The sequence below is a fragment of the Enterobacter sp. DC1 genome (assembly GCF_000568075.1).
GTDB lineage: Bacteria > Pseudomonadota > Gammaproteobacteria > Enterobacterales > Enterobacteriaceae > Enterobacter > Enterobacter asburiae.
The window spans coordinates 1-26,320 of the sequence record NZ_AZUA01000012.1 but is presented as its reverse complement, the minus strand read 5'-3'; the positions used below and the strand labels follow the sequence as shown (position 1 = coordinate 26,320).

The 26,320-nt window shown below is 55.6% G+C and carries 24 protein-coding genes, 2 tRNA genes and 2 rRNA genes; 7 read left to right on the top strand and 21 right to left on the bottom strand.

What is annotated here, in order from left to right; translation table 11 throughout:
* Window positions 1–4 precede the first annotated feature (4 nt).
* From rffC to trxA, 7 genes are all read right to left on the bottom strand, one after another.
* Window positions 5–682 (bottom strand): dTDP-4-amino-4,6-dideoxy-D-galactose acyltransferase, encoded by a 678-nt coding sequence (gene rffC, locus P346_RS00730; protein WP_032662804.1) that lies wholly within the window; start codon window positions 680–682, stop codon window positions 5–7.
* A complete protein-coding gene (wecC, locus tag P346_RS00735; RefSeq protein ID WP_032662802.1) occupies window positions 679–1,941 on the bottom strand; it encodes a UDP-N-acetyl-D-mannosamine dehydrogenase in 1,263 nt (420 codons plus the stop codon). The genes rffC and wecC overlap by 4 nt, the downstream gene beginning before the upstream one ends.
* Entirely contained in the window at window positions 1,938–3,068 is a 1,131-nt protein-coding gene (gene wecB / locus P346_RS00740; protein ID WP_032662801.1) for a non-hydrolyzing UDP-N-acetylglucosamine 2-epimerase, read from the bottom strand. Before wecB ends, wecC begins: the two co-directional genes overlap by 4 nt.
* Before the next feature lie 56 nt (window positions 3,069–3,124).
* Entirely contained in the window at window positions 3,125–4,171 is a 1,047-nt protein-coding gene (gene wzzE / locus P346_RS00745; RefSeq protein ID WP_032662799.1) for an ECA polysaccharide chain length modulation protein, read from the bottom strand.
* A gap of 13 nt (window positions 4,172–4,184) precedes the next feature.
* A complete protein-coding gene (gene wecA, locus P346_RS00750) occupies window positions 4,185–5,288 on the bottom strand; it encodes a UDP-N-acetylglucosamine--undecaprenyl-phosphate N-acetylglucosaminephosphotransferase (protein WP_029739567.1) in 1,104 nt (367 codons plus the stop codon).
* Window positions 5,289–5,529: 241 nt separating this feature from the next.
* Window positions 5,530–6,789, bottom strand: a complete 1,260-nt coding sequence (gene rho, locus P346_RS00755; protein ID WP_032662797.1) for a transcription termination factor Rho — start codon at window positions 6,787–6,789, stop codon at window positions 5,530–5,532.
* A gap of 345 nt (window positions 6,790–7,134) precedes the next feature.
* The gene (trxA, locus tag P346_RS00760; protein WP_006179218.1) at window positions 7,135–7,464 is read right to left on the bottom strand and encodes a thioredoxin TrxA; all 330 of its coding nucleotides are present in this window, start codon (window positions 7,462–7,464) and stop codon (window positions 7,135–7,137) included.
* A 144-nt stretch (window positions 7,465–7,608) separates the two neighbouring features.
* Here trxA and rhlB point away from each other — a divergent pair, with 144 nt between their 5' ends.
* Both rhlB and gppA read left to right on the top strand, forming a co-directional pair.
* Entirely contained in the window at window positions 7,609–8,877 is a 1,269-nt protein-coding gene (gene rhlB, locus P346_RS00765) for an ATP-dependent RNA helicase RhlB (RefSeq protein WP_023309646.1), read from the top strand.
* 6 nt (window positions 8,878–8,883) lie between these two features.
* Window positions 8,884–10,368, top strand: a complete 1,485-nt coding sequence (gene gppA / locus P346_RS00770; protein ID WP_032662796.1) for a guanosine-5'-triphosphate,3'-diphosphate diphosphatase — start codon at window positions 8,884–8,886, stop codon at window positions 10,366–10,368.
* 56 nt (window positions 10,369–10,424) lie between these two features.
* Here gppA and rep read toward each other — a convergent pair whose 3' ends face one another.
* Complete coding sequence (rep, locus tag P346_RS00775; RefSeq protein ID WP_023309648.1) at window positions 10,425–12,449, bottom strand: DNA helicase Rep; 2,025 nt, start codon at window positions 12,447–12,449, stop codon at window positions 10,425–10,427.
* Window positions 12,450–12,561: 112 nt separating this feature from the next.
* On the opposite strand from rep, the gene ppiC (P346_RS00780) reads away from it, so the two are divergent.
* On the top strand, window positions 12,562–12,843 hold the full coding sequence (gene ppiC, locus P346_RS00780) for a peptidylprolyl isomerase PpiC (protein WP_023309649.1): 282 nt from the start codon (window positions 12,562–12,564) through the stop codon (window positions 12,841–12,843).
* 50 nt (window positions 12,844–12,893) lie between these two features.
* Window positions 12,894–13,175: a peptidylprolyl isomerase PpiC gene (gene ppiC, locus P346_RS00785; RefSeq protein ID WP_023309650.1), complete on the top strand. Its 282-nt coding sequence runs from the start codon at window positions 12,894–12,896 to the stop codon at window positions 13,173–13,175.
* A gap of 86 nt (window positions 13,176–13,261) precedes the next feature.
* Here ppiC (P346_RS00785) and ilvC read toward each other — a convergent pair whose 3' ends face one another.
* Complete coding sequence (gene ilvC, locus P346_RS00790) at window positions 13,262–14,737, bottom strand: ketol-acid reductoisomerase (protein WP_032662794.1); 1,476 nt, start codon at window positions 14,735–14,737, stop codon at window positions 13,262–13,264.
* A gap of 152 nt (window positions 14,738–14,889) precedes the next feature.
* Between ilvC and ilvY the strand changes: the two genes are divergently transcribed.
* Complete coding sequence (gene ilvY, locus P346_RS00795) at window positions 14,890–15,780, top strand: HTH-type transcriptional activator IlvY (protein ID WP_032641403.1); 891 nt, start codon at window positions 14,890–14,892, stop codon at window positions 15,778–15,780.
* Window positions 15,781–15,813: 33 nt separating this feature from the next.
* Here ilvY and ilvA read toward each other — a convergent pair whose 3' ends face one another.
* From ilvA to ilvL, 7 genes are all read right to left on the bottom strand, one after another.
* The gene (gene ilvA / locus P346_RS00800) at window positions 15,814–17,358 is read right to left on the bottom strand and encodes a threonine ammonia-lyase, biosynthetic (protein ID WP_152537882.1); all 1,545 of its coding nucleotides are present in this window, start codon (window positions 17,356–17,358) and stop codon (window positions 15,814–15,816) included.
* A gap of 2 nt (window positions 17,359–17,360) precedes the next feature.
* Window positions 17,361–19,211, bottom strand: coding sequence for a dihydroxy-acid dehydratase (ilvD, locus tag P346_RS00805; protein ID WP_023333831.1), 1,851 nt, complete (start codon window positions 19,209–19,211; stop codon window positions 17,361–17,363).
* Between the two features lie 60 nt (window positions 19,212–19,271).
* Window positions 19,272–20,201, bottom strand: a complete 930-nt coding sequence (ilvE, locus tag P346_RS00810) for a branched-chain-amino-acid transaminase (protein WP_023309654.1) — start codon at window positions 20,199–20,201, stop codon at window positions 19,272–19,274.
* Window positions 20,202–20,219: 18 nt separating this feature from the next.
* Window positions 20,220–20,483: an acetolactate synthase 2 small subunit gene (ilvM, locus tag P346_RS00815; protein WP_003860184.1), complete on the bottom strand. Its 264-nt coding sequence runs from the start codon at window positions 20,481–20,483 to the stop codon at window positions 20,220–20,222.
* On the bottom strand, window positions 20,480–22,126 hold the full coding sequence (gene ilvG, locus P346_RS00820; protein ID WP_032662791.1) for an acetolactate synthase 2 catalytic subunit: 1,647 nt from the start codon (window positions 22,124–22,126) through the stop codon (window positions 20,480–20,482). The genes ilvM and ilvG overlap by 4 nt, the downstream gene beginning before the upstream one ends.
* Window positions 22,127–22,128: 2 nt before the next feature.
* Window positions 22,129–22,179: a peptide IlvX gene (gene ilvX / locus P346_RS23490; protein ID WP_166792073.1), complete on the bottom strand. Its 51-nt coding sequence runs from the start codon at window positions 22,177–22,179 to the stop codon at window positions 22,129–22,131.
* Between the two features lie 86 nt (window positions 22,180–22,265).
* Window positions 22,266–22,364, bottom strand: coding sequence for an ilv operon leader peptide (gene ilvL / locus P346_RS22845; RefSeq protein ID WP_071996002.1), 99 nt, complete (start codon window positions 22,362–22,364; stop codon window positions 22,266–22,268).
* Between the two features lie 341 nt (window positions 22,365–22,705).
* Between ilvL and P346_RS00825 the strand changes: the two genes are divergently transcribed.
* Window positions 22,706–24,226, top strand: coding sequence for a YifB family Mg chelatase-like AAA ATPase (locus tag P346_RS00825; protein ID WP_032662788.1), 1,521 nt, complete (start codon window positions 22,706–22,708; stop codon window positions 24,224–24,226).
* Between the two features lie 29 nt (window positions 24,227–24,255).
* Here P346_RS00825 and P346_RS00830 read toward each other — a convergent pair whose 3' ends face one another.
* Window positions 24,256–24,594, bottom strand: a complete 339-nt coding sequence (locus P346_RS00830; protein WP_023309658.1) for a DUF413 domain-containing protein — start codon at window positions 24,592–24,594, stop codon at window positions 24,256–24,258.
* A 118-nt stretch (window positions 24,595–24,712) separates the two neighbouring features.
* Here P346_RS00830 and hdfR point away from each other — a divergent pair, with 118 nt between their 5' ends.
* Window positions 24,713–25,534 (top strand): HTH-type transcriptional regulator HdfR, encoded by an 822-nt coding sequence (gene hdfR, locus P346_RS00835; RefSeq protein WP_032662787.1) that lies wholly within the window; start codon window positions 24,713–24,715, stop codon window positions 25,532–25,534.
* Between the two features lie 98 nt (window positions 25,535–25,632).
* On the opposite strand, the gene P346_RS00840 is transcribed toward hdfR, so the two are convergent.
* The 4 genes from P346_RS00840 to P346_RS0122055 form a co-directional block, all read right to left on the bottom strand.
* A tRNA-Trp gene (locus P346_RS00840) sits at window positions 25,633–25,708 on the bottom strand.
* Window positions 25,709–25,761: 53 nt separating this feature from the next.
* Window positions 25,762–25,838 (bottom strand) — tRNA-Asp (locus P346_RS00845).
* A 56-nt stretch (window positions 25,839–25,894) separates the two neighbouring features.
* Window positions 25,895–26,010 (bottom strand): 5S ribosomal RNA (rrf, locus tag P346_RS00850).
* Window positions 26,011–26,082: 72 nt separating this feature from the next.
* Window positions 26,083–26,320, bottom strand: a 23S ribosomal RNA gene (locus P346_RS0122055); the annotation flags it as partial.

Here is a 26,320-nt window from a genome sequence, read left to right as displayed (position 1 = left end):
CTTGTCACCTGTATAACCAGTAGGCGGTGGCGTCGATGTTGGCACCACTCGCAATATAACGTTTAAGCGCGGCGGTGTTGCCCAGTTGGGTCGCGACCCGCAGCGTCACAAGCTGCTGCTGCTGCGCCCAGTGTAGCGCCGCCTGCATGAGTTTTTCACCCATGCCGCGCCCGGCTAATAAGCCAATACGCGCCTCGCGCTCGTTGAGCTTACGCAGAGAGACGAACCCCTGGATTTGACCGTCCCCTGCACGGAAAACCAGGCAGACGTGGTCAAAGGTGCCTTTGACCGCATTCTCTATCCACTGGGCATAGAAACGTCCGCTATCGTCAGACGCATACCAGGGCGCACGAAAGCGGCTCTGTGCAAATGCCTGGGCCGCCATCTGACGCAGCACGGGGATGTCCTGTTCGTTTGCAATTTCCGCGCCGGACGCATCGTGCCGGGTAAGGGTAATGGAAAGGTCTACCTCACCTTCAACCAGCTGAAAGCCGTGCTGCTGGAGCGCGTCAAGCAGATCGGCACGCTCCGCCGGGATCTTAGCCTGCACCCGTTGCCAGGCGATAAAATCTGATTCAGCCAGCACCGGCGCGTCATCGCGCAGACGCACGATGGCCGACGGCAGGCCGAAAAAGGCACTCTCCCACTGCAGGGACTCGAGCACCCCATTCAGGCTGTTCAACGCCAGACACCTTTGGTATCCACAATATACTGCTGACGAACGGCATCGCCGGACGTCGCTTTAAACTCTTTATGATCTACCAGCAGCACCAGCACGTCCGCCGTCGCCAGCGCCTCGTCCAGCGCCGTCAGCGTGCAGTGTCCCGCCAGTTTTGCCGGCAACTCATGGATATTCGGCTCAACCACCAGCGTTTCACCCTTGTGCCATTCGGCAATCATCTCGGCAATTTCCATCGCCGGGCTTTCGCGCAGATCGTCAATATTGGGTTTAAATGCCAGACCAAAGCAGGCAATTTTAAGCTCGCTGGCGCGCTTGCCGCTCTCTGCCAGGCAATCCGCTACAGTCGCTTTAACCTGATTGAGCACCCAGTGAGGCTTGCTGTCATTCACTTCACGCGCGGTGCGAATCAGACGCGCCTGCGCCGGATTTTGCGCCACGATAAACCACGGATCGACGGCGATACAGTGACCACCCACGCCCGGGCCTGGCTGCAGAATGTTCACGCGAGGATGGCGATTCGCCAGGCTAATCAGCTCCCAGACGTTAATCCCCTGATCGGCGCAGATCAGCGACAGTTCGTTCGCAAAGGCGATATTGACGTCGCGGAAGCTGTTTTCCGTCAGCTTGCACATCTCGGCGGTGCGGGAGTTGGTCACCACGCACTCGCCTTCCAGGAAAATCTTATACAGCGCGCTGGCACGCTCGGAACAGACGGGCGTCATACCGCCAATGACGCGGTCGTTTTTAATCAGTTCGACCATCACCTGGCCCGGCAGCACGCGCTCCGGACAGTAGGCGATGTTGATATCCGCCTGCTCCCCCGCCTGCTGCGGGAAGCTTAAATCAGGGCGCGCGTCGGCCAGCCACTGCGCCATCTGCTCTGTAGCGCCGACCGGAGAGGTCGATTCCAGGATCACCAGCGCCCCTTTCTTCAGCACTGGCGCTATGGATTTTGCCGCCGCCTCGACGAACGCCATGTCGGGCTCGTGGTCGCCTTTAAACGGGGTAGGGACGGCAATCAGGTAGGCATCCGCTTCAACTGGCGTCGTGCTGGCACGCAGGAAGCCCCCCTCCACCGCCTCTTTCACCACGCGGTCAAGATCGGGCTCAACAATATGAATCTCGCCACGGTTAATGGTTTCTACCGCTCGTGCGTTGATATCCACACCAACAACCTGTTTCTGACGAGAGGCAAACGCGGCTGCAGTAGGCAAACCAATGTAGCCAAGACCAATGACCGAGATGGTAGTAAAACTCATAGCGATACCCGATTGTGTTTAAGTGCATGCAAAATACGGCCACAAGCCTGCCCGTCTCCGTACGGATTATGGGCCCGGCTCATCGCCTGATACGCTTCATCGTCATGCAGCAGGCGCGTGACCTCTTCGACGATGAGCTGCGCGTTGGTGCCGACCAGACGCACCGTACCGGCTTTGACGGCTTCCGGACGTTCGGTCGTTTCACGCATCACCAGCACCGGTTTGCCGAGGGATGGCGCTTCTTCCTGAATTCCGCCGGAATCGGTGAGGATCAGCCAGGCGTGGTTCATCAGCCAGACAAACGGCATGTAGTCCTGAGGTTCAATCAGAAGGACATTTTCGACATGGCCCAGGATCCGGTTAACCGGCTCGCTGACGTTAGGGTTAAGGTGTACTGGATAGACAATTTGCACATCGTCATTCTGCGCGGCGATTTCAGCCAGCGCGTGACAGATTTGCTCAAAACCCCGGCCAAAGCTTTCGCGACGGTGGCCAGTGACCAGAATGGTTTTTTTGCCGTTGTGAAGGAACGGATAGCGGGCTGCGAGCTCTTTCTGAAGATCGCTGTTTGCCAGGACGCGGTCACGTACCCAAATTAACGCGTCAATGACCGTATTGCCGGTCACAAAGATTTTGTTATCGGCGATATTTTCACGCAGCAGGTTCTGACGCGAGTTTTCCGTTGGCGCAAAGTGGTACATCGCCAGATGACCCGTTAACGTGCGGTTGGCCTCTTCCGGCCACGGCGAATAAAGATTGCCGGTACGCAGCCCCGCCTCAACATGCCCCACGGGAATTCGCTGGTAAAACGCGGCCAGGCTTGTCGCCACGGTAGTGGTGGTGTCACCGTGTACCAGCACAACGTCGGGCTTAAATGACTCCAGGATCGGCTTGAGATCTTGCAGTATGCGGCAGGTTATTTCGGTCAAGCCTTGCCCTGGTTTCATAATATTGAGGTCGTAATCCGGGGCTATGGAAAAGAGCGTTAAAACCTGGTCGAGCATCTCACGGTGCTGTGCCGTGACGCAGACTTTCGATTCAATATCAGGATCGCTGGCCAGCGCATGAACCAGAGGCGCCATCTTAATGGCCTCCGGCCTGGTGCCAAATACGGTAAGTACTTTCACATCGATTCTCTTCGATTAGGCGATGAAGGCTATAGCCTTCATCGTAAACGGCGTTCTTAGTTTTTGCGACGACGCGTTAACGCCACGCCAGCACCAACGAGTGCGCCCACAATCCCCCACATGATCATCAGGAATGCGCGGCGCGGACTGTCGCGTTTTACAGGTTCTTCAGGTGTTCGCAAATAACGATAGGTCTGAAAACGCGGGTCCAGGGATGGGCCGACATTAAGCGTATTGAGCATCGCGCGATTTTGATCGTAATCGAGGTCAAAATCAGGCCCAACGGCCTTCAGGTTTTCCAGACGCGCCTGCAACATGGGGCGGCCAAGAAGGAACATTTCTGAATCAGGCAGCTCATCGGCCGGCACGTCCGTCTCAGTACGGGAAATATTGTGCTGTTCCGCAATTTTCAGCGCCTGCTCAATGTTATGCACGCGGCGACCGAAAATGGTATTCGCCACCTCTTCCTGACGTTTCACCTGCGCTTTCATCTGGATGGTACGGGCCGCCCAGGCTCCTTTAAGCTCTTCGTTAAGATGGCTTGCGGCACGCTGGCTGGCAAACGCGACGTACTGGCGCAACAGGTTGTTGGCATCCGGCGCGGTTTCTGCAATCAGCTTGACGCTGTCATTCACGCTACGCAGCGCGTCGCCCGGCATAAACTGAATATTGTTAATCAGATCGTCCAGCAGGGCGGCATCGGCTTTGGTGTTATCAACCCGACGCTGCTTGTAGTAATCCGTCTGGGACCAGAAATCGCGGCGGGTATCCCACGATGCCAGCTGCATCACAAACTCTTTATAGGCTTCGTCCATAACGGAAGCCTGGTCAGGCGTAGCAAGACTGGCTTTGATGTCCAGGTTTCGCAGGAATTGCTGCTGAGAATAGTATCCCCCGAGCATGTTAACCGTTGGCTTGTCTGTGATTGCCGTGGCGCTCCACTCTTGCTTTGCAAAGAATGTATAGGCCAGCGCTAACAGTGCAAACCCCAGCACGATCCCCGCAATCCAAAGTTTGCCTGCCCATAACACGCGAAACAAACCCCGAATATCCAGCTCATTCTCTGTTACCACTGATTTCGCTCCCGCCAACGGTTGAGTCATCATAGTCCCGGTTTTACTTAGTTAATGTTGTATGTTTGCCACTGTTACGACGCATCCTGCGCTTAATACGTTTAATGAAGCGTGCTACCTTCCATGCACGCTTGATGCAGTAGCCGTAGAGAGAAAAAGCTAGCAAGAACAATACCAACATAGCCCATTCAGGCACAAAATGTGTATATTCCGCCGTCACGCCAATCCCCGCTAGAATAGCAGCCGCCAGCGTAATAAGCACAAATGCTTGCCGGGAAGTGAATCCGGCTCGCATGATCAAATGATGAATGTGCTGACGGTCAGCAGAGAAAGGACTCATCCCTTTACGCAGGCGGCGATACATAATCGCAACCATATCCATTAACGGGATAGCGATAATCCATAATGCCGTTACTGGACTAATGGGGTGTACATCACCCTGAGTGGTTTCCAGCAAGATCCAAATGATAGTAAAGCCGATAAGTGTGCTACCCGCATCACCCATGAATACTTTATAGCGCCGGCCCAATGCGCCGAGATTCAACAGGATATAAGGCAGGATGGCCGCAATCATGGCAAAACACCACATAGCAAGGCTATATTGCCCATCGAACCATAAAATGAAACCAATTGCGGCAAATGAGACGCAGGACAGACCTCCCAACAAACCATCGATACCGTCAACCATGTTGAACGCGTTAATTGCCACCCACACGGCAAAAAGTGTCAGGAAATAACCGAACGGACCGAGTTCCATCTCCCAGGAGCCAAAAATATAACCCAGACTACTCAAGTGCAGCTTAGCAAACACCATCATAGCGATAGCCACAGCAGCCTGAACGAAGGCGCGGATTTTGACGCTAATATCATAACGGTCGTCAAGAGCGCCAACCACCACAAGCACCGTCGCACAGGTCAGGTACAGCCTGGCATGTGGAATATAGTAATCCGCGATGGCAAACGTGAAGCAGATCCCCGCGAAAACAGAGATACCGCCGACCAAAGGAATCATACCTTGATGACGCTTACGGAAGTTGGGTTTATCCACTAACCCCAGATATTTCGCCACCTTACGTGCCAGAAACAAAAAGCAGGTGGTAAACAAGAAAATACTGGTTAGTTCAGTAAACGTATCAAGTAGGTTCACAATGGATGTTCTCAACAAATGTTAGTCAAGGAAGTATAACCATCAAGGCGCTGAGCCTGAAGTTATAAAGCAAACCTCTTACAGTTCCATTTGTTTATTATTCAAGCTATTAATGTTTTTACTGTGCGAATTATCTTATTGTCGCACTGACGAGTCAAAATTGGGAGTTGGTGGTACTAGCGTATAGTCCATAAAAGGAAAACGCCACGTAAAAACGTGGCGTTCGCTGGCTTTATTTGCGTTACGAGCGTTTCATCATGTCGAAGAAATCATCGTTGGTTTTGGTCATCGCCAGTTTATTAATGAGGAACTCCATCGCGTCAATTTCACCCATTGGATGGATGATTTTGCGCAGGATCCACATTTTCTGCAGCTCTTCCTGCGTGGTGAGCAGCTCTTCTTTACGGGTACCGGAACGGTTGTAATCGATAGCCGGGAAGACGCGTTTTTCAGCGATTTTACGAGAAAGGTGCAGTTCCATGTTACCTGTACCTTTAAATTCTTCGTAAATCACTTCGTCCATTTTAGAACCGGTATCGATCAGCGCCGTCGCGATGATGGTCAGGCTGCCGCCCTCTTCCACGTTACGTGCGGCACCGAAGAAGCGTTTCGGACGATGCAGGGCGTTAGCATCCACACCACCGGTCAGCACTTTACCAGACGCCGGAACCACGGTGTTATAGGCACGCGCCAGACGGGTGATGGAGTCAAGCAGGATGATCACGTCTTTCTTGTGCTCAACCAGACGTTTCGCCTTCTCGATAACCATTTCCGCAACCTGAACGTGGCGAGATGCCGGTTCGTCGAAGGTAGAAGCAACCACTTCACCTTTAACCAGACGCTGCATCTCGGTCACTTCTTCCGGACGTTCGTCAATCAGCAGCACCATCAGCACGCAGTCTGGGTGGTTATAAGCAATGCTCTGAGCGATGTTCTGCAGCAGCATGGTTTTACCCGCTTTCGGCGGTGCCACAATCAGACCACGCTGGCCGCGACCAATTGGTGATGCCAGATCCAGAACACGCGCGGTTAAGTCTTCAGTAGAACCGTTACCACGCTCCATGCGCAGGCGAGAGTTCGCGTGCAGCGGCGTTAAGTTCTCGAAGAGGATCTTATTACGCGAGTTTTCCGGCTTGTCGAAGTTAACTTCATTGACTTTCAACAGCGCAAAGTAGCGTTCACCCTCTTTAGGAGGACGAATCTTACCTGAAATGGTGTCACCAGTGCGGAGGTTGAAACGGCGGATTTGGCTGGGGGATACGTAGATGTCGTCAGGGCCGGCGAGGTAGGAGCTGTCTGCAGAGCGGAGGAAACCAAATCCGTCTTGCAATATCTCCAGCACACCGTCGCCAAAGATATCTTCGCCACTCTTAGCGTGCTGCTTCAGGATGGAGAAAATGATGTCCTGCTTGCGCATACGAGCCTGGTTTTCCAGCCCCATATTTTCGCCGAGAGTGATCAGCTCAGAAACCGGCGTATTCTTTAATTCGGTAAGATTCATAATGGTGTGGGTTCTTAAACTCGGGGTGATTCTCGAACTTAATGTTGTGAATGGTATGGCAGGGTCATCCATGCCTGTTTAGCGGCCATCAACTCATGTCTGTTCGCTGCCTGGTCACAGGGAAAGAACGCAGAACTGAAACGACAAGACGGATTGAGTGACAAGCCCGGAATTTAGCCACTTCACGCACTGTTCATGTTAACAACGGGAAGTATCGGGTAAAACAAGATTCAAACAACAAGATATGTTTAAAACGAAGTCATAGCTAACTTAGCACGACTTCAGCCGGGCGTCCAGAGTTCCACATCATTTAGCCGGGAGCTCTGAACGCACAGCGGAGAAACCTTACGCCAGGTTAGCGTCCAGGAACTCTTTCAGTTGACCTTTGGACAGCGCGCCCACTTTGGTCGCTGCCACTTCGCCGTTTTTGAACAGCAGAAGGGTTGGGATGCCACGGATACCGTATTTTGGTGCGGTGCCCGGGTTCTGGTCGATGTTCAGCTTGGCAACGGTCAGTTTGCCCTGATATTCGTCAGCGATCTCATCCAGAATCGGGGCGATCATTTTGCAAGGACCACACCATTCAGCCCAGAAATCGACGAGGATCAGCCCGTCAGCCTTAAGTACGTCCGTGTCAAAACTGTCGTCAGTCAGGTGAATAATTTTATCGCTCATATATAACTCCACAGGAATAAGCCTGGTACGTTGGTTTTGTCTCCACCAACGACGTGTTGATGTCGCATTAACCAACTAAAGGTTGACTTTATTTCACCGGATACGCTTTCGTAAAGCAATAGTAAGCTGATATTCTACCACACTATGAGCAAAACACATTTAACAGAACAGAAGTTTTCCGACTTCGCGCTGCACCCGAAGGTGATTGAAGCCCTTGAAAATAAAGGGTTTCATAACTGCACGCCCATTCAGGCCCTCGCGCTGCCGCTGACGCTGGCCGGTCGCGATGTTGCCGGGCAGGCGCAAACCGGTACCGGCAAAACGATGGCGTTTTTAACGTCAACGTTTCATTATTTACTTTCTCACCCAGCGATTGCAGACCGCAAAGTTAACCAGCCGCGCGCGCTAATTATGGCCCCGACGCGAGAACTTGCGGTACAGATCCACGCAGACGCTGAACCCCTGGCGCAGTCTACCGGACTGAAGCTTGGCCTGGCCTATGGCGGCGACGGCTACGATAAACAGCTGAAAGTGCTGGAAAGCGGTGTGGATATCCTGATCGGTACCACCGGTCGTCTTATCGACTACGCCAAACAGAACCACATTAACCTCGGCGCAATCCAGGTGGTGGTGCTCGATGAAGCTGACCGCATGTACGATCTGGGCTTCATTAAAGACATCCGCTGGCTGTTCCGCCGTATGCCTCCGGCCAATCAGCGTCTGAATATGCTGTTCTCTGCAACCCTCTCATACCGCGTTCGCGAACTGGCGTTCGAACAGATGAACAACGCCGAATATGTAGAAGTGGAACCTGAGCAGAAAACGGGTCACCGCATTAAAGAAGAGCTCTTCTACCCTTCCAATGAAGAGAAAATGCGTCTGCTGCAAACGCTGATCGAAGAAGAGTGGCCAGATCGCGCCATTATCTTCGCGAACACCAAGCACCGTTGTGAAGACATCTGGGGCCATCTGGCTGCCGACGGTCACCGTGTTGGCCTGCTGACCGGCGACGTGGCGCAGAAAAAACGCCTGCGTATTCTTGAAGAATTTACCCGTGGCGATCTCGATATTCTGGTCGCAACCGACGTAGCGGCTCGTGGTCTGCACATTCCGGCCGTGACGCACGTCTTTAACTACGATCTGCCAGACGACTGCGAAGACTACGTACACCGTATCGGTCGTACCGGTCGTGCGGGCGCAAGCGGTCACTCGATTAGCCTTGCGTGTGAAGAGTATGCGCTGAATCTTCCAGCCATTGAGACCTATATCGGTCACTCTATTCCGCAGAGCAAATACAATCCGGAAGCGCTGTTAAGCGAACTGCCGCCGCCTAAGCGTCTAACCCGCCCACGCTCCGGCAATGGTCCGCGTCGTTCAGGCGGCGCACCGCGTAATCGTCGTCGTTCAGGTTAAAAAAATATGCTCAGCTCCACCTCGCTTTATGCGGCAATTGATCTCGGTTCGAATAGTTTTCATATGCTGGTTGTGCGCGAGGTGGCGGGAAGCATACAAACGCTGACGCGCATCAAGCGCAAGGTCCGCCTCGCGGCGGGCCTGAGCAGTGACAATCACCTCTCACCTGAAGCCATGGAACGTGGCTGGCAGTGTCTGCGACTCTTTGCCGAGCGTCTGCAGGATATCCCGCATGCCCAAATCACCGTGGTCGCCACTGCGACACTCCGCCTGGCGGTTAACGCCGTGGATTTTATTGCCAGAGCGCAGGAAATTCTCGGTTGTCCGGTTCAGGTTATCAGCGGTGAAGAAGAAGCTCGCCTGATTTACCAGGGCGTTGCGCACACCACGGGAGGTGACGATCGCCGTCTGGTGGTGGATATCGGCGGCGCCAGTACCGAGCTTGTGACCGGCACCGGCGCGCAGGCAACGTCGCTGTTCAGCCTGTCGATGGGCTGCGTGACCTGGCTTGAGCGCTACTTTACCGATCGGAACCTGGGCAAAGAGAACTTCGACGAGGCAGAGAACGCCGCGCGCGAGGTATTACGCCCGGTGATGGACGAGCTGCGCTATCACGGCTGGAAAGTCTGCGTGGGTGCCTCAGGTACCGTGCAGGCTCTGCAGGAAATCATGATGGCGCAGGGAATGGACGAGCGGATTACGCTTGCCAAACTTCAGCAGCTGAAACAGCGCGCGATTCAATGCGGACGCCTGGAAGAGCTGGAAATTGAAGGCCTGACGCTGGAACGCGCGCTGGTCTTCCCGAGCGGGCTGGCCATTCTTATCGCCATTTTCACCGAGTTGAACATCCAGTGTATGACCCTGGCCGGCGGCGCGCTGCGCGAAGGTCTGGTCTACGGGATGTTACATCTGTCGGTCGATCAGGATATCCGCAGCCGTACCCTGCGCAATGTGCAGCGTCGTTTTCTGGTTGATATCGATCAGGCCGGACGCGTATCGCAGCTGGCGTCACGCTTCGCCGATCGGGTCGCGAACGCCTGGGACCTTGACCATCTGAGCCGGGATTTACTGCTAAGCGCCTGTGCGCTACATGAAGTGGGGCTGAGCATTGATTTTAAGCAGGCACCGGCTCATGCAGCGTATCTGGTGCGAAACCTTGATTTACCGGGCTACACGCCAGCGCAGAAAAAATTGCTGGCAACGCTGCTGCTGAACCAGACCAATGCCGTCGATCTCTCCTCTTTGCATCAGCAAAACGCCGTCCCGCCGCGCGTGGCCGAGCATATGTGCCGCCTGCTGCGTCTGGCGATCCTGTTTGCCAGCCGCCGCCGCGATGATTTGCTGCCTGCCATTAATCTGGTGGCCGATGACGAGAAGCTTTCGCTGACGCTGCCGGAGAACTGGATTGATCGTCACCCGTTAGGGGCCGAGATGATCGAGCAGGAGTGCCAGTGGCAGAGCTATGTGCACTGGGTGTTGGAAGTAAAATAAGAGTGTGAAAAATGCCGGGTGGCGCTGCGCTTACCCGGCCTACAAGCCCTCCGGACTTATCCTTTCTCTTTGGCTTTTGCCAGCATGGCGCGGATGTTCGCCACGTTAGCCTGACCCTTGTGCATCCGCTCTTCTGCGGTAATCACTTTGCGCTCCTGTTCCCAGATTAGGTCATCCTGCGGCAGTTCCAGCAGGAAACGACTCGGCTCCGGGCGTACCAGTTCACCATACTGGCGGCGCTCTTTACACAGCGTGAACGTCAGCTCTTTCTGCGCGCGGGTGATCCCCACGTAGGCCAGACGGCGCTCCTCGTCGACGTTGTCTTCATCAATGCTGCTCTGGTGCGGCAACAATCCCTCTTCCATGCCTACCAGATACACATACGGGAACTCCAGCCCTTTTGACGCATGCAGCGTCATCAGCTGAACCTGATCGGCCTCTTCTTCGCTCTCGCCGCGCTCCATCATGTCGCGCAGGGTAAAGCGAGTGACCACCTGCGTCAGGGTCATTGGCTCGTCGATCTCAGAGCCCTCAAGCATTTCGGTCATCCAGCTGAAGAGCTGGTTAACGTTTTTCATGCGCATCTCAGCCGCTTTCGGGCTGGCTGAGGTTTCATACAGCCAGGACTCATAGTCAATGCCGTGAATGAGATCGCGCACCGCCGCCACCGGCTCGCGCTCCGCGAGACGCTGCACTTCGCCGAGCCAGTGGGTGAAGCGGGTTAACGAGTCATACCCGCGCCCGGTTAACGTCTGGCTCAGCCCCATGTCGAAGCTGGCGGTAAACATACTTTTGTTTCGGGTCATCGCCCACTCGCCGAGCTTTTGCAGCGTCGCCGGGCCAATCTCGCGTTTAGGCGTATTCACGATGCGCAGAAACGCGCTGTCGTCATCCGGGTTAGTAAGCACGCGAAGATAGGCCAGCAGATCTTTGATTTCTGGTCGTGAGAAGAACGACGTGCCGCCCGAGATTTTGTACGGAATGCGGTTCTGCATCAGCATCTTTTCAAAGACGCGCGACTGGTGATTGCCGCGATAGAGGATCGCGTAATCCTTATATTCGGTTTTGTTGACGAAGTGGTGAGCGATGAGTTCGCCCGTCACGCGCTCCGCTTCATGATCCTCATTGTTGGCGCTGAGCACTTTCAGCTCCGTGCCGTAGCCCAGTTCGGAGAAGAGACGCTTCTCAAATACGTGCGGGTTATTGGCAATCAGGATGTTTGCCGCCTTCAGGATACGCCCGGAGGAGCGGTAGTTTTGCTCCAGCTTAATCACCTGCAGGGCGGGGAAATCTTTGCTCAGCAGCACCAGGTTTTGTGGGCGCGCACCGCGCCAGGAGTAAATCGACTGGTCGTCGTCGCCTACCACGGTGAAACGCGCGCGCTGCCCCACCAGCAGCTTCACCAGCTCGTACTGGCTGGTGTTGGTATCCTGATATTCATCCACCAGCAGGTAGCGGATTTTATTCTGCCAGCGCTCGCGCACCTCTTCATTGCGCTGCAGCAGCAGCGTGGGCAGCAGGATCAGGTCGTCAAAGTCCAGCACGTTGCACGCTTTCATATGCGCATCGTACAGACCGTAGCAGTGGGCGAAGATCCGATCCCGTTCACCTTTGGCGATCGCCGCGGCCTGGGCCGGCGTCATCAGATCGTTTTTCCAATTCGAGATCGTCGAGATCAGCTGCTGCAACAGCACTTTGTCATCTTCGATCAGCCCCTCGGTGAGCTCTTTGAGCAGCGCCACCTGATCGGTGTCATCGAAGAGCGAGAAGTTGGACTTCATTCCCAACGCCGCATACTCGCGTTTGATGATATCCAGCCCCAGCGTGTGGAAGGTGGAGATCATCAGGCCGCGCGCCTCTTTACGACCCAGCGTCTGACCGACGCGCTCTTTCATCTCGCGCGCCGCTTTATTGGTAAAGGTGACCGCCGCAATGTGTCGCGCCTGATATCCGCAGTTGTGGATCAGATGGGCGATTTTGTTGGTGATCACGCGGGTTTTACCCGAACCGGCCCCTGCCAGCACCAGGCATGGTCCAGTAACGAATTCGACCGCTTGTTGTTGTCCAGGGTTTAAACGCATGGGAGTGTTGCTCAATCTTCGAACGGGGTGTGGATTGTAGCAGAAAGCCGGGCGCAGATTTACCGGCTAATGATAAAGTGGAGAAATCGCGTTTAACCCGTAGAGCAGAACCATGAAAAAGACCGCAGCAGCCCTGCATATTCTGGTAAAAGAAGAGAAACTGGCTCAGGAGATCCTGGCCAAGCTGGAGCGCGGCATCAGCTTTGATCATCTGGCGAAGCGTTACTCTAAATGCCCGTCCGGACGAAATGGCGGGGATCTCGGCGAGTTTCAACAAGGTGCGATGGTCGGTCCGTTCGATCGGGCGGTCTTTAGCTGCCCGCTTCTGAAGCCCTACGGCCCGGTGAAAACCAAATTTGGCTACCATATCATTAAGGTGCTATATCGCCGCTGACGCGTGATATATTGCGCCCCGATTTATTTCAACCTATTCAAGGCACGATCATGGCAAAAACAGCAGCAGCAGTGCACATCCTCGTTAAAGAAGAGAAACTGGCTTTAGATCTTCTGGAGCAGATTAAAAACGGTGCCGACTTCGGCAAGCTGGCGAAGAAGCATTCCATCTGCCCGTCAGGCAAGCGCGGCGGCGATCTGGGTGAGTTCCGTCAGGGCCAGATGGTTCCGGCGTTCGATAAAGTGGTGTTCTCCTGCCCGGTGCTGGAGCCAACCGGCCCGCTGCACACCCAGTTCGGTTATCACATTATCAAAGTGCTGTATCGCAAATAAAAAAGCCGGGTGGCGGCTACGCCTTACCCGGCCTACATCTTACGGTTTTGTAGGTCGGGTAAGCGAAGCGCCACCCGACAAGGTTGTTAACCCGCTACCGCGATACGCTTCATATCGGTCATGTAGCCACGCAGTTTGTGACCCACTTTCTCGATCTGGTGGCTGCGAATCGCTTCGTTCACATCGCGCAGCTGCGCGTTATCCACGGCACCTTCCGCAATCGCTTTACCCAGATCGCCCGTCTGCAGAGTGGTCATAAACTCTTTCAGCAGCGGTACGCAGGCGTAAGAGAACAGGTAGTTACCGTATTCTGCGGTATCAGAGATCACCACGTTCATTTCGTACAGACGCTTACGGGCGATGGTGTTCGCGATCAGCGGCAGCTCGTGCAGAGATTCGTAGTACGCAGACTCTTCGATGATGCCGGAATCCACCATGGTTTCGAACGCCAGCTCAACGCCTGCTTTCACCATGGCGATCATCAGTACGCCTTTATCGAAGTACTCCTGCTCGCCGATTTTACCTTCATACTGTGGCGCGGTTTCGAACGCGGTTTTACCGGTCTCTTCACGCCAGGTCAGCAGGTTTTTATCGTCGTTCGCCCAGTCCGCCATCATGCCGGAAGAGAATTCGCCGGAGATGATGTCGTCCATGTGTTTCTGGAACAGCGGTGCCATGATGGTTTTCAGCTGTTCAGACAGCGCGTAAGCACGCAGTTTTGCCGGGTTGGACAGACGGTCCATCATCAGCGTAATACCGCCCTGCTTCAGCGCTTCGGTGATGGTTTCCCAGCCGAACTGAATCAGTTTTTCCGCGTAGGCCGGGTCGGTGCCTTCTTCCACCAGCTTGTCAAAGCACAGCAGAGAACCGGCCTGCAGCATGCCGCACAGAATGGTCTGCTCGCCCATCAGGTCAGATTTCACTTCGGCAACGAAGGAAGATTCCAGCACACCCGCACGGTGGCCGCCGGTCGCCGCTGCCCATGCTTTGGCAATCGCCATACCTTCGCCTTTCGGATCGTTTTCCGGGTGAACCGCGATCAGGGTCGGCACGCCGAAGCCACGTTTGTACTCTTCGCGTACTTCCGTACCCGGGCACTTCGGCGCCACCATCACCACGGTGATGTCTTTACGGATCTGCTCGCCCACTTCAACGATGTTGAAGCCGTGGGAGTAACCCAGCGCGGCGCCGTCTTTCATCAGCGGCTGTACGGCACGCACAACGTCAGAGTGCTGCTTGTCCGGGGTCAGGTTAACCACCAGATCCGCCTGCGGGATCAGCTCTTCGTAGGTACCCACTTTGAAGCCGTTTTCGGTCGCTTTGCGCCAGGAAGCACGCTTCTCGGCAATCGCTTCTTTACGCAGGGCGTAGGAGATATCCAGACCGGAGTCACGCATGTTCAGGCCCTGGTTCAGACCCTGTGCGCCACAGCCGACGATGACCACTTTTTTACCCTGAAGGTAGCTCGCGCCATCGGCAAATTCATCGCGCGCCATGAAGCGGCATTTGCCCAGCTGCGCCAGCTGCTGGCGCAAGTTCAGTGTATTAAAGTAGTTAGCCATGGGTGATACCTCGTGATGTTGTGTGTCTTATTGTTCGGTTCGCGTTTCAGCGAGAATGTACCCACATTACAACAGGAAATTTATTGCGGAAATTGATATATTCACAACGTCATGTTGCAATTTTTGCAATGTAAAAAGAGGGAGTGGAATCGGTGGATTTACGCGATCTGAAAATGTTCCTGCACCTGGCGGAAAGCCGCCATTTTGGCCGCAGCGCCCGGGCGATGCACGTTAGCCCCTCCACGCTTTCACGCCAGATCCAGCGCCTTGAGGAAGACCTCGGCCAGCCGCTGTTCGTGCGCGACAACCGCACCGTCACCCTCACGGAAGCGGGTGAAGAACTGCGCATTTTTGCCCAGCAGACGCTGTTGCAGTACCAGCAGCTGCGGCACTCGATTGACCAGCAGGGGCCGTCACTTTCCGGCGAACTGCATATTTTCTGCTCCGTGACCGCCGCCTATAGCCATCTGCCGCCGATTCTTGACCGCTTCCGCGCGGCGCATCCGTCGGTTGAAATTAAGCTCACCACCGGCGACGCCTCCGACGCAATGGAAAAAGTGGTGACGGGCGAAGCGGATCTCGCTATTGCCGGGAAACCCGAAACTCTGCCGGGCGCGGTGGCATTCTCAATGCTGGAGAATCTGGCGGTGGTGCTGATCGCGCCGGCGCTGCCCTGCCCGGTGCGCAACCAGGTATCGGTGGAAAAACCGGACTGGTCCACGGTGCCGTTTATCATGGCCGATCAGGGGCCGGTGCGCCGCCGCATCGAGCTGTGGTTCCGTCGTCAGAAAATCAGCAATCCGTCGATTTACGCCACGGTCAGCGGCCATGAGGCGATGGTGTCGATGGTGGCGCTGGGCTGCGGCGTGGCGCTGCTGCCGGAAGTGGTGCTGGAAAACAGCCCCGAACCGGTGCGCAATCGCGTGATGATTCTGGAGCGCAGCGACGAGAAGACGCCGTTTGAGCTTGGCGTGTGCGCACAAAAAAAGCGGCTGCATGAGCCGCTTATTGATGCGTTCTGGCAGATATTGCCGAATCACTAAAGCCGGGTGGCGCTGCGCTTACCCGGCCAGCCCTTAGCCCGCGAGGAAGAAGCGGAAGGCCGGGTTATGGGTTTCGTCGTGACACTCATAGCCCAGCTCGTTCAGCCGCGTTTCGAAATCCGGCTCGTGCTCGCCCAGTTCAAACGCCGCCAGCACGCGGCCGTAGTCGGTGCCGTGGCTGCGGTAGTGGAACAGAGAGATGTTCCAGTGCGCGCCCAGCGTGTGCAGGAACTTGAGCAGCGCGCCCGGCGATTCCGGGAACTCGAAGCTGAACAGACGTTCCCTGAGCGGCTTCGATGGACGCCCGCCGACCATGTAGCGCACGTGCAGCTTCGCCATCTCGTCGTCAGAGAGATCGACCACGCTGTAGCCGCCCTCATGCAGCAGGTTGAGGATCTCTTTGCGCTCCTCCACGCCGCGGCTCAGACGCACGCCGACAAAAATGCAGGCGTCTTTGGCATCGGCAAAACGGTAGTTGAACTCCGTCACCGAACGGCCGCCCAGCAGCTGGCAGAACTTCAGGAAGCTGCCCTTCTCTTCCGGAATTGTCACCGCCAGCAGCGCTTCCCGCTGTTCACCCAGCTCGCAGCGCTCGGAAACGTAGCGCAGACCGTGGAAGTTCACGTTGGCACCAGACAGCACGTGCGCCAGACGCTCGCCGCGAATGTTGTGCTGGGCGATGTATTTTTTCATCCCCGCCAGCGCCAGCGCGCCTGACGGCTCCGCCACCGCACGCACATCCTCGAACAGATCCTTCATCGCCGCGCAGATAGCGTCGCTATCAACCGTGACGATATCGTCGAGATATTCCTGGCACAGGCGGAAGGTTTCATCTCCAATGCGCTTCACCGCCACGCCCTCGGCAAACAGCCCGACGCGCGGCAGGTCTACCGGATGACCCGCATCCAGCGCCGCCTTCAGGCAGGCAGAGTCTTCCGCTTCAACGGCGATGACTTTGATCTGCGGCATCAGCTGTTTAATCAGCACCGCCACGCCTGCGGCCAGGCCACCGCCGCCGACCGGCACAAACACGCGGTCGAGATGGGCATCCTGCTGCAGCAGTTCCAGCGCCAGCGTGCCCTGCCCGGCAATCACCATCGGGTGGTCGAACGGCGGCACCCAGGTGAAACCCTGCTGCTGCGCCAGCTCAATCGCTTTGGCTTTGGCTTCGTCAAAGTTGGCACCGTGGAGCAGCACTTCGCCGCCGAAGCCGCGCACCGCGTCGACTTTGATATCTGCGGTAGCAACCGGCATCACGATCAGCGCCTTCAGCCCCAGGCGAGCAGACGAGAACGCCACGCCCTGGGCGTGGTTGCCCGCAGACGCGGTAATCACGCCGCGCGCTTTTTGCTCGTCGGTCAGCCCGGCCATCATCGCGTAGGCGCCGCGCAGCTTGAAGCTGTGCACCGGCTGCCGGTCTTCGCGCTTCACCAGAATGACGTTGTCGAGGCGCGAAGAAAGTTTTTCCATTTTCTGCAGGGGCGTAACCTGCACGGCTTCATAGACCGGCGCGCGCAGCACCGCTCTCAGGTATTCCGCCCCCTCGGGGGCGGCGGATAAGGGTTGTGACTCGGCCATCATTAGCCCCCAAGTTTAGATTTATCGCGCACCGCGCCTTTATCTGCACTGGTGGCAAGGCTCGCGTAGGCGCGCAGGGCAAAGGAGACTTCACGCTGGCGATCTTTCGGCGTCCAGGCTTTGTCGCCGCGGGCTTCCTGCGCTTCACGACGGGCCGCAATCTCCTGGTCGCTCAGCTTCAGCTGAATGCCGCGATTCGGAATGTCGATTTCGATCAGATCGCCGTCTTCAATGATGGCGATGTTGCCGCCGCTTGCCGCTTCCGGGGAAACGTGGCCGATAGAGAGGCCGGAGGTGCCGCCGGAGAAACGCCCGTCGGTGATCAGCGCACACGCCTTACCGAGTCCCATAGATTTCAGGAAGGTGGTTGGGTAGAGCATCTCCTGCATGCCGGGGCCGCCTTTCGGCCCTTCGTAGCGAATGACAACCACGTCGCCTTCCACCACTTTGCCGCCGAGAATCGCCTCTACCGCTTCATCCTGGCTTTCGTATACCTTCGCCGGACCGGTGAATTTCAGGATACTGTCGTCCACGCCTGCGGTTTTCACGATGCAGCCGTTTTCCGCGAAGTTACCGTACAGCACGGCCAGACCGCCGTCTTTACTGTAGGCATGTTCCAGCGAGCGGATGCAGCCTTCGGCGCGGTCATCGTCCAGGGTATCCCAGCGACAGTCCTGCGAGAACGCCTGGGTGGTACGGATACCGGCAGGACCGGCGCGGAACATCTTTTTCACCGCGTCGTCTTTGGTCAGCATGACGTCGTACTGGTCCAGCGACTCCGGCAGCGTCAGGCCGAGCACGTTTTTCACGTCACGGTTCAGCAGCCCGGCGCGATCCAGCTCGCCCAGAATGCCCAGCACGCCGCCCGCGCGGTGTACATCTTCCATATGGTACTTCTGGGTGCTCGGCGCGACTTTACACAGCTGCGGGACTTTGCGGGAGAGCTTATCGATGTCGCTCATGGTGAAGTCGATTTCTGCTTCCTGCGCGGCGGCCAGCAGATGCAGAACGGTGTTGGTGGAGCCGCCCATGGCGATATCCAGCGTCATCGCGTTTTCGAACGCGGCTTTGCTGGCGATGTTGCGCGGCAGCGCGCTGGCGTCGTCCTGCTCGTAGTAGCGTTTGGTCAGCTCAACGATGCGCTTACCGGCGTTAAGGAACAGCTGCTTACGGTCGGCGTGGGTTGCCAGCAGCGAGCCGTTGCCCGGCTGAGAAAGGCCCAGCGCTTCGGTCAGGCAGTTCATGGAGTTGGCGGTGAACATACCGGAACAGGAGCCGCAGGTCGGGCACGCGGAGCGTTCCACCTGGTCACTCTGCTCGTCAGAGACTTTCGGATCCGCGCCCTGAATCATCGCATCGACCAGGTCGAGCTTGATGATTTTGTCGGAGAGCTTGGTTTTCCCCGCTTCCATTGGACCACCGGAGACGAAGATCACCGGAATATTCAGGCGCAGGGAGGCCATCAGCATCCCCGGGGTGATTTTATCGCAGTTGGAGATGCAGACCATCGCATCGGCGCAGTGGGCGTTAACCATGTACTCAACCGAGTCGGCGATCAGCTCGCGCGACGGCAGTGAATAGAGCATGCCCCCGTGACCCATCGCGATACCGTCATCCACCGCAATGGTGTTGAACTCTTTCGCCACGCCGCCGGAGGCTTCGATTTGCTCGGCAACCAGCTTGCCGAGATCGCGCAGGTGCACGTGGCCCGGTACAAACTGGGTGAAGGAGTTCACCACGGCGATAATCGGCTTGCCGAAATCGGCGTCGGTCATTCCGGTGGCGCGCCACAGCGCGCGGGCTCCCGCCATATTACGACCGTGGGTGGTGGTGGCTGAACGATACTTAGGCATGCTTTATTGACTCCCGTCTGACTATTTAATGGGACGGTGCGTGCCGTCCCAAATTTATGCTTAGTGATTAACCTGATCCAACCAGCCGTATTTATCTTCTGTTTCGCCGGTGAAGAGGCCAAAGAACGCTTGCTGAATACGTTTGGTGACCGGACCGCAGCGGCCTTCGCCCACCTGGATACCGTCTACGCTGCGTACCGGCGTGATTTCAGCCGCCGTACCGGACATAAACACTTCATCGGCCAGATACAGGGATTCGCGGGACAGCACCTGCTCGCGGACTTCGATACCCAGATCTTTCGCCAGCTTGATGATGGCGTCGCGGGTGATGCCCGGCAGCGCGGACGAGGTGAACGGCGGCGTGAACAGAATGCCGTCTTTCACTTCAAACAGGTTTTCACCCGCACCTTCTGAGATGTAGCCATTTACGTCCAGGGCGATACCTTCCTGATAGCCGTGGCGGCGCGCTTCGCTACCGACCAGCAATGAGGAGAGATAGTTACCGCCTGCTTTCGCGGCGGTCGGGATGGTGTTTGGCGCCACGCGGTTCCAGGAAGAGACCATTGCGTCGATCCCCTGCTCCAGGGCTTCTGCACCCAGGTAGGCACCCCACGGGAACGCGGCAATGATCACATCGGTGGTATAACCGGCTGGCGGGTTCACACCCATGCCGACATCGCCCACGAACACCAGCGGACGGATATAGGCGCTGGTCAGGTTGTTTTTACGGATCACGTCGCGGCAGGCTTCCATCAGCTCGTCGACGCTTTGTGAAACCGGGAAACGATAAATTTTGGCTGAGTCATGCAGACGCTGCATGTGTTCGCGATGGCGAAACACCACTGGTCCTTTGTGAGAATCGTAGCAGCGGATGCCTTCAAACACGGAGGTACCGTAGTGCAGCGCGTGGGACATCACGTGGACCTTCGCGTCCTCCCAGCGAACCATCTCACCGTTGAACCAAATGTAATCAGCTTTTTTTGTCGTCATTTTTTCGTCCTGTCACGCTTAAGCGCGGATTTGTTGTGATGTGGTTGTGCTCTGGCAGATGGCAACATGGGCAACGTCTACCAGCTTTGATAACTGACTAAACAGTAAGTCGACCGGCCGCGGGCTGGCAACGGTTAATTCGATACTGATATTTTGGGCGTCAGTGGCCGTCTCCATATTCATAGAGCAAATCTGAAAACCACGATGACGCACCACGCGCAAAACGCGCTCTAAGGTTTCCGGGTTGAAGCGAGCCTGTACGGCGACCTGATGCTGCATCATGATAATTTCTCCATCATTTGTGAGTTACTGGCACCAGGCGGTACCAACGGCCAGACGTTCTCGAGTTCGTCGATTGAGACATGAAGCAGGTAAGGCCCATCGCTGTTCAGCATGGTGTCGAGCGCCGCTTCAACCTGATCTTTACGGGTGATGTGCTGGCCAGGGATGCCAAAGGCGCTGGCCAGGGTGAGGAAATCGGGGTTATCGGTGAGAGTCGTTTCGCTGTAGCGCTCCTGGAAGAACAGCTGTTGCCACTGGCGAACCATCCCTAAACGCTGGTTGTCGAGCAACACGATCTTCAGCGGCAACTGCTTGCGCTTAACGGTGCCGAGCTCCTGAACGTTCATCATGAAGGAGCCGTCACCGGAGATACAGATAACGGTATCGTTCGGGCGGGCAACCTGCGCGCCAACGGCTGCCGGCAGACCGAAGCCCATCGTCCCTAACCCGCTGGAGGTGATGAAATTTTCCGGGCGGGTGTAGGTCATGTGCTGCGCGGACCACATCTGGTGCTGGCCTACGTCGGTTGTGACGACGCTGTCAGCAGGTTTACGGTCAGACAACTGCTTCAACAGCAGCGGCGCGTAGATGGCCTCGCCGGGGTGGTCGTAACGCCAGGCGTGCTCGGCGCGCATGTCTGCGGTGTGCTGACGCCATGCGTTGATATCCAGCGGCTGCTGCAATGCCGGTAACAGCGCGTTGAGATCGCCCTGCAAGGCAACATGCGCCTGACGCAGCTTGTTCATCTCCGCCGGGTCGATATCCATATGGATGACTTTGGCGTTCGGCGCAAAGGTATTCAGCTTGCCGGTGACGCGGTCGTCAAAACGGGCACCTACGGCGATGAGCAGATCGCACTCCTGCACCGCCAGGTTTGCCGCTTTGGTGCCGTGCATCCCCAGCATGCCCAGATAGTATGGGTAATCCGCGTCGACTGCACCGAGACCTTTCAGCGTGCAGGTCGCCGGCATCTGCGTTGTTGCGATAAATTCACGCAGGGCTGGAACGGCCTGCGCCATGCCGACGCCACCGCCAACGTACAGCATCGGCTGTTTCGCCTGCGCCAGCATCTGACGGGCCTCTTCAACTTCCGCTTCCGGAAAAGCATCGTCGCTTTCAACGGTAGAGAAGTGCGGCTCCAGATCGCCGAGCGCCACCTGGATATCTTTCGGGATATCGACCAGAACCGGACCAGGACGACCGGAGCTTGCCACTTCGAACGCTTCTGCCATTACGCGCGGCAGTTCTTCGAGAGACTGGACGAGGAAGCTGTGTTTGGTGCAGGCCAGCGATAAACCGAGGACGTCGACTTCCTGGAAAGCATCGGTACCGATGAACGGAGACGCCACCTGCCCGGTGATGGCGACAACGGGAACGGAATCCAGCAGCGCGTCAGCCAGACCGGTGATCAGGTTAGTTGCGCCCGGGCCTGAAGTGGCCATACACACGCCGGTTTTACCTGTCGCGCGGGCATAACCGATGGCTGCCATCGCTGCACCCTGCTCGTGTCGGCACAAGAGATGTTCCACGCCGCCGTCATACAGTGCATCGTAAATCGGCATAATTGCGCCACCCGGATAACCGAATACGGTTTCGACTCCCTGCGCGCGCAACGCATGTACTACCCACTGTGCCCCATTCATAGTTAGTTCCCCGTCATAAATCGGGAGAAACAGAATTTTGTGCTAGTCGTCATTCTCTGCTCCTCATTTACGTTTTTTAGTCATAAAAAAACCCCCGGACCTTTCGGTGCGGGGGTCTTAGTTCGTTAAGGCTTGATTTCTAAGCCTTTTCTCGTCCAAGTGCAGCCCCGCACGGTGGGATAATAATCACCACCACGCTAATCACGACCAGGCTAATCACTCGTAGAAGGGCTGTCATTTTCAGTTCTTTTTGCATCTTGTTCGAAGGAATACCTAAAGAGTTATCACAGTTTTTAAATCAAACACAAGATTTATTTATGACGAAATTGATTAGACAGCGAATCATATTTCTTAAAAGCGTTGTTTTATATACGGAAATTAGAAAATGAATATTTTTCATTTTTTTACTGCGGTTCTTAGTGCCAAAACGGGGCTTTTTACATTCTGCGAGGAAGCTTCCACGGTTATGCAAGGGTTTCAGTGTGCGTTTAAAATCACTGAACAGGCGGCGTAAATTCGCAAAATGACGCTAAACAGACAAAACAGGCGCTGGCATAGTTACCCCAGGAGGTAGTGCAAATGTCACTGTCAGTTGTTTATACGCGTGCGGCTCTCGGGGTAAAGGCACCGCTTATTTCCGTCGAGGTTCATTTGAGTAACGGACTCCCCGGACTCACGCTTGTCGGGTTACCTGAAACGACGGTTAAAGAGGCCAGGGATCGCGTTCGCAGCGCAATAATAAATAGCGGTTATGCCTTCCCCGCGAAGAAGATCACCATCAACCTTGCGCCCGCCGATCTGCCTAAAGAGGGGGGACGATACGATTTACCTATCGCAATTGCCCTTCTCGCGGCTTCTGAGCAGCTTAATACGACACGGCTAGGCTCGTATGAGTTCGTTGGCGAACTCGCGCTTACAGGCGCGTTAAGAGGCGTTCCCGGTGCGATATCGGGAGCGCTGGAAGCCATACGTGCAGGGCGGCAAATTATTGTCGCCAATGAAAACGCATCAGAAGTGAGTCTTATCGCCGAGAAGGGGTGTCTCATCGCGGGGCATTTACAGGAAGTTTGTGCCTGGCTGGAAGGGCGGCATGAACTGTCCGAGCCGGAGGAGTGTGATGATGCTATAGCGGATGCACCAGAGGATCTCAGCGAGATTATGGGACAGGAGCAAGGGAAACGGGCGCTGGAGATTACGGCGGCAGGTGGACACAATCTTCTGTTAATTGGCCCGCCGGGTACGGGTAAAACAATGCTGGCAAGCAGGTTAAGTGGGTTGCTTCCACCGCTCAATAATCATGAAGCGCTGGAAAGTGCCGCCATATATAGCCTTATCAGTTCGATGTCGTTGCAAAAACAGTGGCGCCGCCGTCCTTTTCGTTCGCCGCATCATAGCGCTTCACTGACGGCAATGGTTGGCGGCGGGTCTATCCCCGGGCCGGGAGAGATCTCTCTGGCACACAATGGCATTCTGTTTCTTGATGAGCTGCCTGAGTTTGAGCGCCGCGTGCTGGATGCACTGAGAGAGCCCATTGAATCCGGTGAGATACATATCTCACGCGCACGAGCAAAAATAAGCTATCCCGCGCAGTTTCAGCTGGTCGCGGCGATGAATCCCAGCCCGACGGGGCACTACCAGGGCAACCATAACCGCTGTACGCCAGAGCAGACGTTGCGTTATCTGGGCAAGTTATCCGGCCCGTTCCTCGACCGTTTCGATTTATCCCTCGAAATTCCCCTTCCCCCGCCGGGTCTGCTCAGGCAAACGGGCATAACGGGTGAAAGCTCAGCGGAGGTACGCGAGCGGGTGATTGCAGCCCAGATGCGGCAGTACGCTCGCCAGAACAAACTGAATGCACGGCTGGATAATGCCGGGATCCGGCAGTTTTGTTCTCTTAACGTTGAGGATGCGGGATGGCTGGAGGAGACGCTAACGCGGTTCGGGCTGTCCATACGTGCGTGGCAGCGTTTGTTGAAGGTGGCCAGAACTATTGCCGACGTAGAGGGGTGCACTGACATTGAGAGGAAACATTTGCAGGAGGCGCTGAGCTACCGCGCTATCGATCGTTTGCTGCTGCATTTGCAGAAATTGCTGGCATAAAAAAAGGGGCCGTAGCCCCTTCTCTTCTTTTAGTCATCAGACTCGGTGTAGTCTTCTGCACCTTCCATCTGCGGCTTGCCGCCAGACAGCGTATGGAAGCGCTTAGGACGCTTAATGCGCGCCATGTACTTGATCCATACGCGTTCCGCTTCAGACTCCGGCTCACGCTCACCACGGCAAACAGAAACAAACTGTTTTTCGTCTTCGGTAGCAGGTTCACGCTTACCCAGATCCAGCTCGTTAAAGGCATAACCATGGCGCTCAAGCAGTTGAGCTTCTTTGATGGTGAAATCGCCGTGACGAGAGAACCCGCGCGGATAATGTTTATTGTCGAAAAAACGATTAGTCGTCGTAAAGCTTTCCGCCATCCTACACGCTCCTAATTCTTTGGCCGAGCTATTTATGGCGCGGAGTATTAGTTACGCTTGACAGAGTGTAAAACAAAACATTTAAATCATAACGACAAATAATTTTGCGGAGAAAGATGTGGATACGGAATTGCTTAAAACTTTCCTTGAAGTGAGCAGAACACGCCACTTTGGGCGAGCAGCTGAAGCCCTTTACCTGACGCAGTCAGCAGTCAGTTTTCGTATTCGACAGCTGGAAAATCAACTGGGTGTGAATCTTTTTACCCGCCATCGTAACAATATTCGCTTAACGCCTGCCGGCGAGAAACTGCTGCCGTACGCAGAAACGCTCATGAATACCTGGCAGGCGGCACGTAAAGAGGTGGCACATACTTCGAGGCATAATGAGTTCTCGATAGGGGCCAGCGCTTCTCTGTGGGAATGCATGCTAAGTCAGTGGCTTACCCGGCTGTATCATTCACACAGCCACCTGCAATTTGAAGCCAGAATTGCGCAACGGCAGTCGCTGGTTAAGCAACTTCATGAGCGCCAGCTTGATCTTCTGATCACAACCGAAGCCCCCAAGATGGACGAATTTAGCAGCCAGATTGTGGGCCAGTTTGGCCTGGCGCTTTATGCGTCTGAACCTTCGATGATGAAGGCAGACCTGACCTATTTACGCCTGGAATGGGGGCCGGATTTTCAGCAGCACGAGACGGGACTGATTGCACCTGATGATGTTCCACAGTTAACGACCAGCTCGGCAGAGATCGCCTGTCAGCAGCTGCCCCTGCTGAAAGGTTGTACCTGGTTACCTGTTCGCTGGGCAGACACTAAAGCAGGGCTGCACACCGTGATGGATTCCACCACGCTTACCAGGCCGCTGTATGCAATTTGGCTGCAAAACAGTGATAAGCAATCTCAGATAAAAGATCTGTTAAAAATCAATGTAATGGATTGATACATCAGCCAGCAGGAATGCTGGCTGAATATTAAGACGAGGCGTTTTGAAGGATTTCAGGCAAAAAAAAATCCTTTGCCGAAGCAAAGGATTCTATATGGCAGGGGCGGAGAGACTCGAACTCGCGACACCCGGTTTTGGAGACCGGTGCTCTACCAACTGAGCTACGCCCCTAAAGTTTTTTGCCATTAAGCCTGCCAATTAGGCAGGCTTAATGTCTTAATAAGTGGCGGAACGGACGGGACTCGAACCCGCGACCCCCTGCGTGACAGGCAGGTATTCTAACCGACTGAACTACCGCTCCACCGAAGACTGCTTGTAACCACCGGATTTATGCACCGGCTTACTACTTAATTTGATGCCTGGCAGTTCCCTACTCTCACATGGGGAGACCCCACACTACCATCGGCGCTACGGCGTTTCACTTCTGAGTTCGGCATGGGGTCAGGTGGGACCACCGCGCTAAAGCCGCCAGGCAAATTCTGTTAATCTGTATCAAAGCTGAAATTTGATTGTCTGTCTCTTCGCCGAAACAGCTTCGGCGTTGTAAGGTTAAGCCTCACGGTTCATTAGTATCGGTTAGCTCAACGCATCGCTGCGCTTACACACCCGACCTATCAACGTCGTAGTCTTCAACGTTCCTTCAGGACCCTTAAAGGGTCAGGGAGAACTCATCTCGGGGCAAGTTTCGTGCTTAGATGCTTTCAGCACTTATCTTTTCCGCATTTAGCTACCGGGCAGTGCCATTGGCATGACAACCCGAACACCAGTGATGCGTCCACTCCG